This window comes from Janibacter melonis, from assembly GCF_003721155.3.
GTDB classification, from domain to species: Bacteria; Actinomycetota; Actinomycetes; order Actinomycetales; family Dermatophilaceae; genus Marihabitans; species Marihabitans melonis.
The window spans coordinates 71,784-86,452 of the sequence record NZ_CP044548.2; the positions used below are offsets into that span (position 1 = coordinate 71,784).

At 74.1% G+C, this 14,669-nt stretch carries 12 protein-coding genes; 6 read left to right on the top strand and 6 right to left on the bottom strand.

Features of this window, described 5'->3' with window-relative positions; genetic code table 11:
- Window positions 1-113: 113 nt before the first annotated feature.
- On the top strand, window positions 114-380 hold the full coding sequence (locus EEW87_RS00345) for a metal-sensitive transcriptional regulator (protein WP_123091120.1): 267 nt from the start codon (window positions 114-116) through the stop codon (window positions 378-380).
- A gap of 57 nt (window positions 381-437) precedes the next feature.
- Here EEW87_RS00345 and EEW87_RS00350 read toward each other — a convergent pair whose 3' ends face one another.
- Entirely contained in the window at window positions 438-896 is a 459-nt protein-coding gene (locus tag EEW87_RS00350) for a MarR family winged helix-turn-helix transcriptional regulator (protein ID WP_123091119.1), read from the bottom strand.
- A 90-nt stretch (window positions 897-986) separates the two neighbouring features.
- Between EEW87_RS00350 and EEW87_RS00355 the strand changes: the two genes are divergently transcribed.
- Window positions 987-2,432, top strand: a complete 1,446-nt coding sequence (locus tag EEW87_RS00355) for an MFS transporter (protein WP_240341622.1) — start codon at window positions 987-989, stop codon at window positions 2,430-2,432.
- Window positions 2,433-2,553: 121 nt separating this feature from the next.
- Here the strand turns inward: EEW87_RS00355 and EEW87_RS00360 are convergent, their stop codons facing one another.
- Window positions 2,554-3,402, bottom strand: a complete 849-nt coding sequence (locus EEW87_RS00360; RefSeq protein WP_068273482.1) for a 3-hydroxybutyryl-CoA dehydrogenase — start codon at window positions 3,400-3,402, stop codon at window positions 2,554-2,556.
- A gap of 101 nt (window positions 3,403-3,503) precedes the next feature.
- Window positions 3,504-4,958: an LCP family protein gene (locus EEW87_RS00365; RefSeq protein WP_225985057.1), complete on the bottom strand. Its 1,455-nt coding sequence runs from the start codon at window positions 4,956-4,958 to the stop codon at window positions 3,504-3,506.
- 69 nt (window positions 4,959-5,027) lie between these two features.
- On the opposite strand from EEW87_RS00365, the gene EEW87_RS00370 reads away from it, so the two are divergent.
- Window positions 5,028-6,020 carry a glycosyltransferase family 2 protein gene (locus EEW87_RS00370; protein WP_123091118.1) on the top strand — a complete coding sequence of 331 codons (993 nt, stop codon included), beginning with the start codon at window positions 5,028-5,030 and terminating at the stop codon, window positions 6,018-6,020.
- Between the two features lie 72 nt (window positions 6,021-6,092).
- Complete coding sequence (locus EEW87_RS00375; RefSeq protein ID WP_163562351.1) at window positions 6,093-8,219, top strand: SpoIID/LytB domain-containing protein; 2,127 nt, start codon at window positions 6,093-6,095, stop codon at window positions 8,217-8,219.
- 143 nt (window positions 8,220-8,362) lie between these two features.
- On the opposite strand, the gene EEW87_RS00380 is transcribed toward EEW87_RS00375, so the two are convergent.
- Together EEW87_RS00380 and EEW87_RS00385 are read right to left on the bottom strand one after the other, a co-directional pair.
- Window positions 8,363-9,001, bottom strand: coding sequence for a 3-oxoacid CoA-transferase subunit B (locus EEW87_RS00380; protein ID WP_123091116.1), 639 nt, complete (start codon window positions 8,999-9,001; stop codon window positions 8,363-8,365).
- A 1-nt stretch (window position 9,002) separates the two neighbouring features.
- Window positions 9,003-9,824: a CoA transferase subunit A gene (locus tag EEW87_RS00385; RefSeq protein ID WP_123091115.1), complete on the bottom strand. Its 822-nt coding sequence runs from the start codon at window positions 9,822-9,824 to the stop codon at window positions 9,003-9,005.
- Between the two features lie 271 nt (window positions 9,825-10,095).
- Here EEW87_RS00385 and EEW87_RS00390 point away from each other — a divergent pair, with 271 nt between their 5' ends.
- Window positions 10,096-11,667 carry a peptidoglycan-binding domain-containing protein gene (locus tag EEW87_RS00390; RefSeq protein WP_123091114.1) on the top strand — a complete coding sequence of 524 codons (1,572 nt, stop codon included), beginning with the start codon at window positions 10,096-10,098 and terminating at the stop codon, window positions 11,665-11,667.
- A gap of 34 nt (window positions 11,668-11,701) precedes the next feature.
- On the opposite strand, the gene EEW87_RS00395 is transcribed toward EEW87_RS00390, so the two are convergent.
- Window positions 11,702-12,442, bottom strand: a complete 741-nt coding sequence (locus EEW87_RS00395) for a TIGR03089 family protein (protein ID WP_123091113.1) — start codon at window positions 12,440-12,442, stop codon at window positions 11,702-11,704.
- 50 nt (window positions 12,443-12,492) lie between these two features.
- Between EEW87_RS00395 and EEW87_RS00400 the strand changes: the two genes are divergently transcribed.
- Entirely contained in the window at window positions 12,493-14,634 is a 2,142-nt protein-coding gene (locus EEW87_RS00400) for a hypothetical protein (RefSeq protein WP_148041525.1), read from the top strand.
- The last annotated feature ends 35 nt before the right edge of the window (window positions 14,635-14,669 follow it).

Below are 14,669 nucleotides of genomic sequence, written 5' to 3' on the forward strand. Positions count from 1 at the left end.
AGATACCCCAGGGGGTATAGTTGTCAAAACGCAGATCGATCCGCCGGTCCCCGGCGGGTACGGTCCGGACCAGGCCTGGCGACAGGCGAGGCGGACGAGAGAAGAGGGCTGACATGGTCGTGCTGGACATCGAGGAGATGGGTCCGGTCATCAACCGGCTCCGGCGAGCGCAGGGGCAGATCGGCGGGGTCATCCGCCTCATCGAGGAGGGGCGCGACTGCAAGGACGTCGTCACCCAGCTCGCCGCGGCGAGCCGCGCGCTGGACCGCGCCGGCTTCGCGATCGTCGCCACCGGTCTCGAGCAGTGCCTCACGGCGCCCGAGGGCGTGGACCCTGCCGACCGCGAGGCCATGGAGAAGCTCTTCCTCACCCTCGCCTGAGGCGAGGGGGCACCCCTTCGCCGTCCTGACGGGGGAGACCGTCCTGCGTGGGCCGCGTCAGCCGCGGGGCCAGGGGCGCCCGTGGAGGCGCTCGATGTCGCCGTTGAAGCGGCGCAGCAACCGGACGAGGTCGTCGAGGTCCTCCTCGGGCCAGTCGCCGACGACCCGGCGCAGGCCGTCGACGTTCGCGCCGAGGTCGTGCCGCAGGTGCTCCTCGCCGGCCGGCGTGGGGCGGAACTTGCGCGCGACCCCGCCGTCGGGGTCGGGCACGCGCTCGAGGTCGCCGCAGCGCAGCATCGCGGCGGTCTGCCGGTTGAGGGTGGAGACGTCGAGGTCGAGGGCCTCGCTCAGCTCGGCGATCGTCATCGGGCCCTGCGACTGGAGGCGTCGCAGCAGCGTGTAGGCGCTGCGCTCGAGGTGGCGCACCCGCTTCGGCGGGCGCCGTCCGGGCAGGAGGTAGCGGCTGAGGAGCATCGTCTCGAGCTCCAGCGCCTCGTGGCGCCCGTCGTGCGTCATGGCCTCGTCCCTCGTCGTCGGAGCGGGTGCGGGTGCGGGTGCACCCGCCGGCTTTGTGCATCGTGCACATCATATGTACGGTACACATCCGTGTCACAGACCCTCCCCGCACCCGCGGCGTCGCCGCGCGCGATCGTCCCCGTCCTCGCCTTCGCCGGCATCGTCGCCGCCCTCATGCAGACCCTCGTCGTGCCGCTCATCGGTGACCTCCCGCAGCTGCTCGGCACGACGGCCACCGACGCGACGTGGGTCATCACCGCGACGCTGCTCGCCGCCGCGGTCGTCACGCCGGTGAGCGGACGCCTCGGCGACCTCTACGGCAAGCGACCGGTGATGCTCGGGTGCACCGCGCTGCTCGTCGTCGGGTCCCTCGTGTGCGCCACCGCCTCGAGCGTCGTGCCGATGATCGTCGGGCGTGCCTTCCAGGGGGCCGCGATGGGTCTCATCCCGCTCGGCATCAGCGTCATGCGCGACCTGCTGCCGCCGGAGCGGCTGGGCAGCTCGATCGCCCTCATGAGCGCCTCGCTCGGCATCGGCGGAGCGCTCGGCCTGCCGGCAGCCGCGGCCGTCGCCGAGTACGGCAGCTGGCGCGGTCTCTTCTGGGGCGCGGCGGTGCTCGCGCTCGTCGTGGCCTTCCTCGTCCACCGCTTCCTGCCCGCGTCCGGGGTGACCGCGGGCGGTCGCTTCGACGTCGTCGGCGCGCTGGGCCTGGGCGTCGGCCTCATCTGCGTGCTGCTGCCGATCACGAAGGGGGCGGACTGGGGCTGGGCGAGCGGCCGGACCCTCGTCCCGCTCGTGGTCGGCATCGTCGTCCTGCTCGTCTGGGGCGCCTACGAGCTGCGCACGCCCGAGCCGCTCGTCGACCTGCGGGTCACCGCCCGGCCGGTCGTGCTGCTCACCAACCTCGCCTCGGTCGTCGTCGGCTTCGCGATGTACGCCCAGGGCCTCGTCGTCCCGCAGCTGCTCCAGCTGCCCACCCAGACCGGGTACGGGCTCGGCCAGGACATGCTCCAGATGGGGCTGTGGATGGCCCCGGGCGGCATCGTCATGATGCTCGTCTCGCCGGTCGGCGCCCGGCTCTCGCACGCCCGTGGCCCGCGCACGACCCTTGCCCTCGGTGCGCTGATCGTCTCGCTCGGGTACCTCAGCGCGATCGCGCTCATGGGCTCGACGTGGGGGCTGCTCGTCGCCGTGTGCCTCATGAGCTCCGGTGTCGGCTTCGCATACGGCGCCATGCCCGCGCTCATCATGGGCTCGGTCCCGATCTCCGAGACCGCGTCGGCGAACAGCGTCAACACGCTCATGCGCTCCATCGGCACCACCGTGTCGTCCGCGGTCATCGGCGTCGTCCTGTCGCACATGACGACCGACCTCGGGGGTGTGCCGCTGCCCAGCGAGTCCGGTTTCCGCGTCGGGCTGCTGCTCGGCGCCGCGGCGGCCGCGCTCGCTGCGGGGGTCGCCCTGCTCATCCCGCAGCGCGCCGCACGCGCAGCGGAGGAGAGCATCGAGAGCCCGGTGGAGCCGGCTCGCGCGTGACCGGCGTCCTCCCCGCCCAGCCGAGACCCCGGTGTGCCCGACACCCCTTCGTCGGACATCGCAGAAGCCCCCGCCGAGACCGGCGGGGGCTCCTGCGCGACCTGGGGGCGTCCTCTTCGGTCTACTGCTCGTAGGTGTAGAAGCCGCGGCCGGTCTTGCGACCGAGGAGGCCGGCGTCGACCATGCGCGCGAGCAGCGGCGGGGGAGCGTAGAGCGGCTCCTTGAACTCCTCGTAGAGCGACTGGGCGACGGCCATCGTCGTGTCGAGACCGATGAGGTCGGCCAGGGCGAGGGGGCCCTGCGGGTGGGCGGCGCCGAGGACGAGGCCGGAGTCGATGTCCTCGGCGGTCGCGAAGCCGGACTCGTACATCCGGATCGCGCTGAGGATGAAGGGGATGAGCAGGCTGTTGACGACGAAGCCGGCGCGGTCCTGGCAGGTGATGGCCTGCTTGCCCAGGGTGTTGTCGACGTAGTCGCGGGCGCGCTCGGTCGTCTGCGCGTCGGTCATGAGGGAGGGGACGAGCTCGACGAGCTTGAGCACCGGGACCGGGTTGAAGAAGTGGACGCCGAGGACGTGGCTGGGGCGCTTCGTGACCGTCGCGAGCTTCATGATCGGGATCGAGCTCGTGTTCGAGGCGAGGATCGCGTCCGGGCTGGTGACGATCTCGTCGAGCTGCTTGAAGAGGGCGACCTTCGCCGACTCCTCCTCGAGGATCGCCTCGACGACCATGTCGCGGTCGGCGAGCTCGGTGAGATCGGTGACGACCCGGATCCGCTCGAGCACGGCGCCGGCGTCGTCGAGCTTGCCGCGCTCCTGGGCCCGGCGCAGGGACTTCTCGAGGCGGGCGCGGCCCGACTCGGCGCGCGCGTCGTCGGACTCGACGACGACGACCTCGCTGCCTGCTCGCGCGCACACCTCCGCGATGCCCGCACCCATGAGTCCGCACCCGACGACACCGATCTTCTGCATGGGCGCGACGCTACCGGGCAGTCGTGGCGCGGAGCGCATCGGGTGGAGACCGAAGGGGGCCGTGGTGGTCGAGGTGCGACGGCCCGCCGGGGTCTGACGGCTCAGCCCTTCGAGGGGTCGATGCTCAGGGGGCGGTTGTGGTTGAGGTCGTCGAAGAGCTGGGGGGCCTTCTCGGTGTCCCACTGCACGGCGGAGCCGACGGGGGTGGGCAGGTTGCTGTTCGAGATCGGGACGACGATCGAGTCGCCCTCCCCCTTCGACACCGAGCGGATCGCCCAGAAGGCGCGACCGGTCTCGATCATCGAGTCGTCCTCGCCGACGGTGAGGGCGCCGCCCGACTGCTGGCCCAGGGAGCGCAGCTTCCACGGCTGGACCAGGGTGCCCGGCGTCGCGATCTCGCCCATGAGCGAGCCGAGGAACTGGCGCTGACGCTTCGCGCGGCCGATGTCGCCCTCGGGGTCGGAGTAGCGCGCCCGGACATAGCCGAGGGCCGTCTTGCCGTCGAGGGTCTGGCAGCCCTTCTTGAGGTCGATGTGCGCCTTGGGGTCGTCCATGTCGCGCTGGACGCAGATCCACACCCCGTCGACGGCGTCAACCACCTGCGCGAAGCCGCCGAAGCCGATCTCCATGTACCCGTCCATGTGCAGACCGGTGTTGGCCTCGATCGTCTCGCCGAGCAGCTTGGCCCCGCCGATCGAGTAGGCGGCGTTGATCTTGTTCATCCCGTGGCCGGGGATCTCGACGTAGGAGTCACGGGGGATCGACAGCAGGACCGGCCGGTCGCCGCCGGTGTGCAGCACGATGATCGAGTCGGTGCGCTTGCCCTCGGCCTGGCCGGTGCCCAGCCGGTTGCGCTCCTCGCGGGTCATGCCCTCGCGGGAGTCGCTGCCGACGAGCAGGACGTTACGCCCGTCGCCCTCGGCCACGCGCTCGCCGCTCGGGGTCGCGTCGACCTTGTTGACCTCGCCCCACGCCGAGCTCACGGCCCAGTACGTCGCCCCGCCCCAGACGAGGGCGAGGCAGAGCAGCACGATCCCGGCGGTGCGAAGGGGGCGGCGGCGCCGGCCCCCACCGGTGCGCGTCGGGCCGGTCGGGCCCCCGGGACGACCCCGGTCGTCGGTCGCGGGCCGCTCCGGACGGCGGGGCCGCTCCGGGCGCGGCGACTGGCCCTGGCCGGCCACCGGCATGACCCGGGTGCGCGGCTCGGCCCGCTCGTCGGGCCGGGCCTGCTGGCGGGGACGGGACTGCCCCTGGGGGCGTGACCCTGCCGGACGGGCGGCGCGGCTGCCGGTCGGGATGGCGCGGGCGGTGTCGTCGGCGCGTGCTGAGCCCGGCTCAGGACGGCGGCGCGGGCGGTCGGCGGGCTGCTTCGGCGCAGGCTTGGGGGCGGGCTTGGCCGCGCCCTGGGCGGGGCGCTGAGGCCGCTGCGGCCGCTCGCGCGGGGTCGGCGAACCCCCGGTGGAGCGGGAGCGGCCGCGCCGCACGTCGAAGGTCATCGCGTCGTCGTCGCGACGTCCGTCCTCGGGGCGGCGGGGCCGGCGGGGGTGCTCAGGCATGCCGGACAGGGTACGAGGCGCAGCCGTGTGCTCGCTCGCAGCAACACCGTGGACGGCCATACTGGGCCCGTGCCGCACCCCCTCCCCGCCGTCAGCGTCGTCATGCCCGTCCTCGACGAGGAGCGTCACCTCGAGGCCTCCGTGCGCCAGGTCCTCGAGCAGGACTACGAGGGACGGGTCGAGGTCGTCCTCGCCGTCGGGCCCTCCTCGGACCGGACCGAGGAGCTCGCCGCGCGTCTGGCCGCCGCCGACCCGCGGGTGCTCTCCGTGCCCAACCCCAGCGGACGCACCCCCGACGGCCTCAACGCCGCCATCGCCGCGTCCTCCGGCGACGTCGTCGCCCGCGTCGACGCCCACGCCGAGATCCCCCCGTCGTACATCTCCACGGCGGTGCGCGTCCTGGACGAGACGGGCGCAGACAACGTCGGCGGGATCATGGACGCCCGGGGGACGACCCCCTTCGAGCGGGCGGTCGCGACGGCGATGCGCAGCCCGCTCGGCGTCGGCGGCAGCCGCTTCCACGTCGGCGGGGGCGCGGGCGAGGCCGACACGGTCTACCTCGGGGTCTTCCGGCGAGAGGCCCTGGAGTCCGTCGGCGGCTACGACCCGCACTTCTCGCGGGCCCAGGACTGGGAGATGAACCACCGCCTGCGCCAGCAGGGCCGCCGCGTGTGGTTCACCCCCGACCTCGTCGTCACCTACCGCCCGCGCAGCACCGTGCGCCGGCTCGCCGCGCAGTACCGCGGGTACGGCCGGTGGCGCCGGGTCGTCGCCCGTCGCCACCCGGGCACGGCCAATGCCCGCTACCTCGCCCCGCCGGTCATGGTCGCCGGCACCCTCGCCGCGACCGTCGTCGGGCTGCGCTGGAGGCCCGCCCTCGTCGTACCGCTCGGCTACGCCGCGGCCGTCACCGTGGGCGGCTGGGTGGTGGCGAAGGGGGAGACCCCCGCCGTGCGGGCCCGGGTGCCCCTGGCGATCGCGACGATGCACTGGGCGTGGGGGATCGGCTTCCTCACCAGCCCCGCCTCGCTCGCCGCCGACGGGGACGACCAGACCCGCTGAGGCCCTGTCGCGGGGCGGCCCGCGGGACTACGATCGATGCCCCGCAGATCCCTTCGAGCAGCCGGTCCCGCCATGATCTCGCCTCGCACACTGCCCGCCCTGCTCCTCGCCGCCGTGCTCCTCGTGCCGATGGCGGCGCCGACCTCTGCCGCGCCACCGGGCCGTGCGCCGGCAACGGAAGCGGCGGTCGTCGTGCCCACGCAGTGGCAGATCAGCGGGTCCGGCTTCGGTCACGGCGTGGGCATGAGCCAGTACGGGGCGAAGCACCTCGCCGACGAGGGCTGGAGCGCGCGCCAGATCCTCGCGCACTACTACGCCGGCACGACCTACGACGCCGTCCCGGACACCCAGCAGGTCGCGGTCTCGCTCGAGCAGTCGGTGGCGCAGTCGCGGCTCGTCGGGCGCGCGACGGCGAGCGGAGGGGGCACCCTCACCCTCACCGCCGGCTCGCGCACCGTGAGCGCCCCGGGCGGGGCGACGGTCGTCGTCACCCGCAGCGGCTCGTCGGTCGTCGCGAGCTGCTCGTCCTGCTCCTGGGCGCCGCTCACCGGGTCGAGGATCACCGTGACGACCTGGGCGGCCCGGACCGATCTCGAGGTCTCGGGGTCGCTCTACCGCTACGGCCGCCTCGTCCTCACCCCCTCGGCCGGCTCTGGGGTGCACGCCGTCCTCTGGGTCCGGCTGCACGACGAGTACCTCGACCAGATCCGCGAGGTGCCGTGGAGCTGGCCCTCGTCGGCCCTCCAGGCGCAGGCCGCCGCCGCCCGGGCCTACGCGATGCGCAAGATCTCCGGCGGGCTGCGCCCGGAGTGCGCGTGCCACGTCACCGACACCGTCGCCGACCAGGTCTTCCACCCCGTGCCCACGGGCGGCGAGCTCGCCGCCTGGCCGCGCTGGCAGGCGGCCGTGCGGGCGACCGGCTCGTCCTCGACGGGGTACGTCCCGCGCTACGGCGGCCAGGTGGTCGAGGCGCTGTACTCGTCGAGCAACGGCGGGTGGTCGCTCGACGGGGGAGAGGTCTTCGGGGCGGCCCGGCCCTACCTGCGCAGCCGCTACGACCCCGCGAGCCTCGGCGCGGAGAACCCCTACCGCTCGTGGACCCGGACGATCTCGCAGTCGAGCCTCGCGGCGGCCTTTGGCCTGCCCGACGTCGTGCGCCTCGACCTCTCCGACCGGGCGACCGGCCATGCCGTGGCCACCGCGAGGGCGACCTCCTCGGGCGGCACGACGGCGACGCTGACCGGGGTCGCGCTGCGACAGGCCCTCGGCCTCCCGTCGACGGCGCTGCGCCGCGCCGACGCGCGGACGTCGGGCGCGGGCGCCCCCGGGCTGGCCGTCGCGATCGCGCGGTCGGTCCCCACGAGCGCGACGAGCGTGGTCCTCGCCAGCCAGTACGAGCAGGACGCGCTGCACGCCCTCGTCGCCCAGCCGCTCGCCGGCACCCTCGACGCCCCGCTGCTCCTCACCGGTCGCCGCGGCCTGGGGTCTGCGACGACGGCGGAGCTGGACCGGCGGGGGAGCCGCGTACGCACCGCCTACGTCGTCGGCGGGCCCACGACGGTCGAGGACGGGGTGCTGCGCGCGCTGCGCTCGCGGGGCCTCGTCGTCGTGCGCCTCGGCGGCTCGGACGTCGACTCGGTGGCCGCCGCGGTCCTGCAGCAGATCTCCGCGCGGCGCACCGTGCGGGCCGTCGCGGTGACGACGACGACGGGACGCTCCGCCGGTGCGGCCTTCTCCGGGACGGCGCGCCGTCTGCGCGAGCCGGTCGTCGTCGCGGGCAGCACGCAGCTGCCGTGGCGCACGCGGGCGGCCGTGGGCCGTGCGGGGGTGACGTCGGCGCACCTGCTCGGCGGCATCGCGCACGTCTCGGAGGCCGTCGAGGACTCGCTCACCGGGGCGGGTCTGAGCACGGTCCGTCTGCCGGGTGACGACGACGCCGAGGTCGCCGGGCGGGTCGGTGAGCACTTCGTGCGCTCCGTCGGCGGCACCGAGGTCGTCCTCGCCCCGGCGGGTTCGGCTCGGGTCCTCCACCGGGCGGTGGCCGGGGGGCTGGGCGAGGTCGTGCTCGTCGGGGCCGCTCCGCTGCCGGGTGCCACGGCGGCGGCCCTGCAGCGCGCCCCGTCGTGGACCCGCGTGCGGGCCGTCGGCACGACGCAGGAGGTGCCGACGGCCTGGCTGTGGGCCGCGCGGGAGTCGTGAGCCGCCGGGTGGTCTCGAGGCTCGGGCGCTGAGCGCCCTCGCACCTCGACCAGCGAGGAGGACTGGGTGGTCTCGCACCTCGACCAGCGAAGGTGGCTGGGTGTCTCGAGGCTCCTTCGTCGCACCTCGACCGGCGAGGGGGGTCAGCCCTCGAGGTCGAAGGTCAGCGCCACGCCCGTCTTGTCCTGGAGGTCCTCGGGGGAGATGTCGAAGAGCTCGCGCACGACGACGCCGTCCTCGGTGAGGTCCATGACGGCGAGGTCGGTGATGACCCGCTGCACGACGCCCTTGCCGGTGAGCGGCAGGTCGCACTCGGCGACGATCTTGTGCGAGCCGTCCTTGGCGACGTGCTCCATGAGGACGATGACCTTGCGGGCCCCGTGGACGAGGTCCATCGCGCCGCCCATGCCCTTGACCATCTTGCCGGGGATCATCCAGTTGGCGATGTCGCCGTTGGCGGCGACCTGCATGGCACCGAGGATCGCCGCGTCGACCTTGCCGCCGCGGATCATCCCGAAGGACGTCGCGGAGTCGAAGATGCTCGCCCCCTTGCGCAGGGTGACCGTCTCCTTGCCCGCGTTGATGAGATCGGGGTCGACGGCGTCCTCGGCGGGGTAGGCCCCGACGCCGAGGATGCCGTTCTCGGACTGCAGGACGATCTCGACGTCGTCGGGCACGTAGTTCGGCACGAGCGTGGGCAGCCCGATGCCGAGGTTGACGTAGTCGCCGTCGGCGAGCTCCTGGGCGGCACGTGCGGCCATCTGCACACGGGTCAGCGGCATCTCAGGCCTCCTGCGTCGTGGGGGTGGGGGTGACCGTGCGCTTCTCGATCCGCTTGTCGGCGGCCTGCTCGGCCGTCAGCGGCAGCACCCGCTGGACGTAGATGCCCGGCAGGTGCACCTCGTCGGGGTCGAGGTCGCCGGGCTCGACGAGCTCCTCGACCTCGGCGATCGTCAGCCGGCCGGCCATGGCGCACAGCGGGTTGAAGTTGCGCGAGCTCGTGCGGAAGACGAGGTTGCCGTGGCGGTCGCCCTTCCAGGCGCGCACGAGGGCGAAGTCGGTCGAGATCGCCTCCTCGAGGACGAACTCGTGCTCCTCGACCCGGCGGCCGTCCTCGGCCTCGGCGTCGCGGCTCGTCACGGCGAAGGGGCGCACCTCCTTCGGCGGCGAGGCGAGGGCGATGCCGCCCTCGGCGTCGTAGCGCCACGGCAGACCGCCGTCGGCGATCTGCGTGCCGACCCCGGTGCGGGTGTAGAAGGCGGCGATCCCGGCGCCACCGGCCCGCAGCTTCTCCGCGAGCGTGCCCTGAGGGGTGAGCTCGACCTCGAGCTCGCCGGAGAGGTACTGGCGGGCGAACTCCTTGTTCTCCCCGACGTAGGAGGAGGTCATGCGGTCGATCTGACCACCGGCGAGGAGCAGGCCCAGCCCCCAGTCGTCGACGCCGCAGTTGTTGCTCACGCAGCGCAGGTGCTTCACCCCCGTCCGTCGCAGCTCGGCGATGAGCACGCTCGGGATGCCGCACAACCCGAACCCGCCCACGGCCAGGGAGGCGCCGTCACGGATCCCGTCGACGGCCTCGGCAGCAGTGGAGACGACCTTGTCCATGGCGCCAGGCTAGTGGCCGTCGACGGACGGTCCCGGGCGGGGTGCGCGGGCCCGACGGGCCGGTCAGCAGTGTCCTCCCGCGGCAGCGCACGGTGTGCTCGTCCACGGAACGACAGGGACGTAATTCACCTCCGGGGTCTGGCGCGTCGGGAGAGCCCCGTGAGATATCTGTGCACGTTGTGGCGCCAGGGACCTCTGTGACACCTGATGCCAGACGCCGTTGGGCTCCCCCTGGCCCAGCGGATCTGCCTGCTGAAACGGAGGATCCGGCGTGTCCCTCAGCGCCCGCGTTCTTGGTGCCCTCGTCGTCCCCGCCGTGACCATCCCCGTCATGGCCCCGCTCGCCGCGGCGGACGCCCCGAGGCCGCCCGTCAACAACAACCTGCCCGGTGACCTCGACGTCGCCTCGCCGTACCTGCCGCAGACGGTCTGCGACCCCGTGGCCAAGCCGGGCGTCACCGCCTTCGCCCGTCTCATGTCCCAGCACTACAGCCAGCTCAACTACGGCATCAGCCGCAACTGCAACGCCGGTCTGACGGAGCACTCCGAGGGGCGCGCGCTGGACTGGATGCTCAACAAGAACGACCCCCGTCAGCAGGAGATCGCCGACTCGGTCGTCGCCTGGCTCGTCGCCCCCGACGCGCAGGGCCGCCCGGGCGCGATGGCCCGCCGCTTCGGCGTCATGTACATCATCTGGGACCGCAAGATCTGGGGCACGTACAACATGGGCGTCGGCTGGCGCCCGTACTACGGGTCGAGCCCGCACACCGACCACATTCACTTCTCCTTCAGCTGGGACGGCGCGATGCAGCGCACGTCGTGGTGGACGGGCAAGGCGTGGACGAGCGTCACGAGCACCCCCGGCGGGTCGAGCGGGACCCCCGTCACGCCCCCGGTCGCCACCCCGGACAGCTACCCGACCCTCAAGGTCGGCGCGAAGGGGGACGACGTCAAGCTCGCGCAGAAGGTCATCGGCGTCACCGCCGACGGCGCCTTCGGCCCCGCGACGGAGACCGCGCTGCGCCGTTGGCAGTCGGCGCAGTCCATCCCGGTCACCGGTGTCCTCGACACCCGCACGTGGGAGCGGATGGTGGCGCTGGGCGAGATCCCCGCTCGCGGGGGCATGGAGAGCCTGGCGAAGTACTTCAAGACCACCCTGCGCCTCGGCTCGACCGGTGAGGCGGTCAAGGCCGCGCAGAAGAAGCTCGGGATCGCCGCCGACGGCAGCTACGGCGAGAAGACCGCGACCGCCGTGCGCTCCTTCCAGCGCAAGATGACCCTCAAGGTCGACGGCGTCGTCGGCGAGAACGCCTGGCGCGCGCTCGCCGGGCTGCCGTACAAGAAGAACGGCTCGGTCCAGACGCCGAAGCCGACCCCGGTCACCCCGACCGTGCGCTCGACGACGGAGTACTCCGGCCTGAAGTCGACGGTCCTGGCCCCCGGCGCTCGCGGTGCCGCGGTGAAGACCCTCCAGCGCGCTCTCGCCATCGGCGTCGACGGTGCCTACGGCAAGGCCACGGAGAAGGCCGTCCGCTCCTTCCAGTGGGCGAGCAAGCTCAAGGTCACCGGCGTCGTCGACGCCAAGACGTGGGACGCGCTCGAGGCCCGCGACTACCCCTTCCTCAAGTACCGCACCACGGTCATCAAGCCCGGCTCGAAGGGGTATGCCGTCACCACCCTGCAGCGCTACCTCGGCGTCCGGGCGGACGGCTCCTACGGGCCGAAGACCGTCGAGGCGGTCAAGGCGCTCCAGGGCCGACGGGGCATGGCCCGCACCGGTGTCGTCGGCGGCATGACGTGGCAGGCCCTCGAGCACGAGCTGCGCGCCCGCCGCGCGGGCTGACGCACCCCCGTACCCACGACGAGGTCGACCCGGCTCAGGCCGGGTCGACCTCGATCTGGTGGTCCACCCCTTCGTCCTGGGCCCGCCGCGCCCGCACGGCGGGGTCGGTGCCGCCGACGTGGACGACGAGAGAGCCTCGGGCGGACCACGCGGCGACGAGCGCGAGCAGCAGGTCCTGCGTGCTCGCGGGCGCGACGTCGACCCGGCCGCCACGGGGCAGGTCGGGCCAGCGCCGCGCTGCCGCGTCGACGAGCTCGCCGTAGGTGATCTCGCCGGAGCCGGTGACGAGCGCGGTGCCGTCGGGCTCGGGCGTCGCCCAGGGGGCGAAGAAGTCGCCGTAGCCCGACACGTCGGCCGCCTCGTCGACGACGCCCGGGGGCAGCGCGACGTCGCTCGAGCGGGCGAGCGAGGCGCGGGTGAGGTAGACGCTCGTCGTCGCGTCCGGGCCGGGCAGGGTGTCGCTCACGGCCACCTCGGCGTCGTCGACCTCGACGAGCGAGAGCGTCGCGCCGACGGCCCATGTCGCGAGCGCCCAGTACGTGGCGCGCCAGTGCGGCCGGGCGGCGAGCACGACGACCGAGCCGGGGGCGACGTCCCACTCCTCTTGGAGCGCGTTCGCCGCCTTCGAGACCCACTTGTCGAGGACGCGGGCGGACAGCTCGACCCGCTCGCCGGCCGTCGCGCCGGGCAGGTCGTCGTAGCAGGTGATCCGCGGGCGGGCCGGGTCGTCGGCCAGGAGGGCGGGCAGGAGGTCGGCGGGGGAGGGGGCTGGCATGGCACCACCGTGCCACGTCGCGTCGAGGTGGTCGGGATACCGTGGCGCGCGTGACTGCCGCCGCGACCGCTCCTGACGACCGCGAGCGGACCGCCTCCCGCAGCACGGCCGACGCCGGTGGCGTGCTCACCCGCGTCGTGCTCGCCACGGCCCTGTGGCTCGTGCTGCTCGGCTTCGTCGGAGCGGTCTTCGCCTGGGTCGGGGCCTGGACCCCGCTCGTCGGCGTCGTCACCGCCGTCGTCGCCGCGGCCGCGGCGGTGCGGGGGACCCGTGACCTGCCCGCCGTCGCGATGCCGGCGGCCCCCGCGGCGCTCCTCGTCCTCGCCGTCCTCGCCATCACGGTGTGGACCGGTACGACACGCAGCGAGCAGGTGCTGCCCCGCCGCGACTCCGCGAGCTACTACCAGGCGACCGAGCAGCTGGCCCGTGAGTCGCGCCGGCCCGTGCCCGTCGACCCGGCCGACATCGGCGGCCCGGAGACCCTCGCGGTGCCGGGGCTGACGCTGGAGTCCCCGGCCTTCTACGAGATCGGCTCGCCGGACGACCCCTCGGTCCAGCCGCAGTTCATGCCCGGCCCCGCCCTGACGTACTCGATTCCCCTTCGTCTCGGCGGGCCGGACCTCGCGATGTGGGCGCCGGCCGTGCTCGCCGGTCCCGCGCTGCTCGGGCTCGGGCTGCTCCTGGCCCTCGGCATCCGGGGCCGGGCCGGCGCCTGGCTCGCCACGCCGGGGGTGCTGCTCGTCGGGGCGTGCTTCCCGTGGCTGCACACCTCGCGCAGCACGTACTCCGAGCCGCTCGCCGCGCTCACCCTCGCCGGCGGCTTCCTCGCCCTGGCTCTCGCGACGCGAGACGACGGCCGCGGGGCCTCCGGCCCGGTGGCGGTGCGCGTCGCGCGCACCGCGCTGCTCGCCGGGGTGCTCGTCGGCGGCACGAGCATCGTGCGCATCGACGCCCTGCGCGAGACGATGCTGCTCGTCCCCGTCGCCGCACTGCTCCTCGCGCGCGGGCGCTCGTGGGGGCGGCCGCTGCTCGTCGGCTCCGTCGGGGCGACGCTCGCGGGCTTCGCCGTCGCGGGCGTCATGAGCTGGCGCTACCTCGGCGAGATCGGCGCCTCCCTGCTGCCCCTCGTCGGGCTCGTCGTCCTCATGGGCCTGCTGTGCTGGTACCTGCTGCGCCGCTCGGCGCGCGGCTGGTCGCTGCCGGCGCGCCTCACGACGACCCTGCCGCGCGTGCTCGCGCCGCTCGTCGTCCTCGTCGGCGTCGGTCTCGCGCTGCGCCCGCTCGTCATGACGGTGCGCCAGGACCCGAGCGACCCCGGCGCGATGTACGTCGCGCGGATGCAGGCCGCGCAGGGCCTGCCGGTCGACGGCGGACGCACCTACGCCGAGCACTCCGTCGAGTGGCTGTCGTGGTGGGTGGGCCCGGTGGCCCTCGTCGTCGCCCTCCTCGCGCTCGCCGCCCTGTGGGGGCGGCTGGGCTCGACGTGGGCGAAGGGGGACCCCTACCCGTCGTGGGCCGGCCCGCTCTTCGTCGCGACCGGGTCGAGCCTGCTCACCCTGTGGCGACCCGGCATCACCCCCGACCACCCGTGGGCCGACCGCAGGCTCCTCGTCGTCCTGCCCCTCGTGCTCCTCCTCGTCGTCGTGGCGGCCGCCTGGCTCGGCCGCCGGCTGCTCGCGACTGCCCCGGGGGCCGGGGGTCGGCGGCTGGCCGCAGCGGCCGTCGCGGTCGTCCTCCTCGCCGCCGCCGTCCCCACCGCCGCGGCGACCTGGCCGCACCGCTCCGAGCGCATCGAGCAGGGCGAGCTGGCCGCGGTCGACACCTACTGCCGTGCCGTGCACGACAGCGGGGCCACGCTCGTGCTCGCGGCGGACGACTGGGCGGTCAACCAGTGGGCCCAGGTGACGCGGGGCATGTGCGACGTGCCGGCCGTCGCCACCCAGGGCCTGCTGCGCGACGACCCGCAGGAGCTGCGGGCCGCCGTCGACGACCTCGCCGAGCGGGTCGAGGCCTCCGGCGGGCGACTCGTCCTCGTCGCCTCGCGCGGTCCGCAGTCGCTGCCTGAGCTCGGTCTGCCCGCGGGCGAGCTCGTCCTCGACGTCACCGTGCAGGAGGACATGCGCATCCTCGAGGACCGCCCCGACGGGACGACCCCGCTGCCCCTCCAGGTCTGGCTCGCCCCGGCCGGCTGAGCACGGCGGGCCGACCACCCCTTCGGGCACGATGC

What these genes read in the sequence shown, in the direction of transcription:
- EEW87_RS00345 (WP_123091120.1), top strand. Translation starts at nt 114, where the DNA reads ATGGTCGTGCTGGACATCGAGGAGATGGGTCCGGTCATCAACCGGCTC.
- EEW87_RS00350 (WP_123091119.1), bottom strand. Translation starts at nt 896, where the DNA reads ATGACGCACGACGGGCGCCACGAGGCGCTGGAGCTCGAGACGATGCTC.
- EEW87_RS00360 (WP_068273482.1), bottom strand. Translation starts at nt 3,402, where the DNA reads ATGCAGAAGATCGGTGTCGTCGGGTGCGGACTCATGGGTGCGGGCATC.
- EEW87_RS00365 (WP_225985057.1), bottom strand. Translation starts at nt 4,958, where the DNA reads ATGCCTGAGCACCCCCGCCGGCCCCGCCGCCCCGAGGACGGACGTCGC.
- EEW87_RS00375 (WP_163562351.1), top strand. Translation starts at nt 6,093, where the DNA reads ATGATCTCGCCTCGCACACTGCCCGCCCTGCTCCTCGCCGCCGTGCTC.
- EEW87_RS00380 (WP_123091116.1), bottom strand. Translation starts at nt 9,001, where the DNA reads ATGCCGCTGACCCGTGTGCAGATGGCCGCACGTGCCGCCCAGGAGCTC.
- EEW87_RS00385 (WP_123091115.1), bottom strand. Translation starts at nt 9,824, where the DNA reads ATGGACAAGGTCGTCTCCACTGCTGCCGAGGCCGTCGACGGGATCCGT.
- EEW87_RS00395 (WP_123091113.1), bottom strand. Translation starts at nt 12,442, where the DNA reads ATGCCAGCCCCCTCCCCCGCCGACCTCCTGCCCGCCCTCCTGGCCGAC.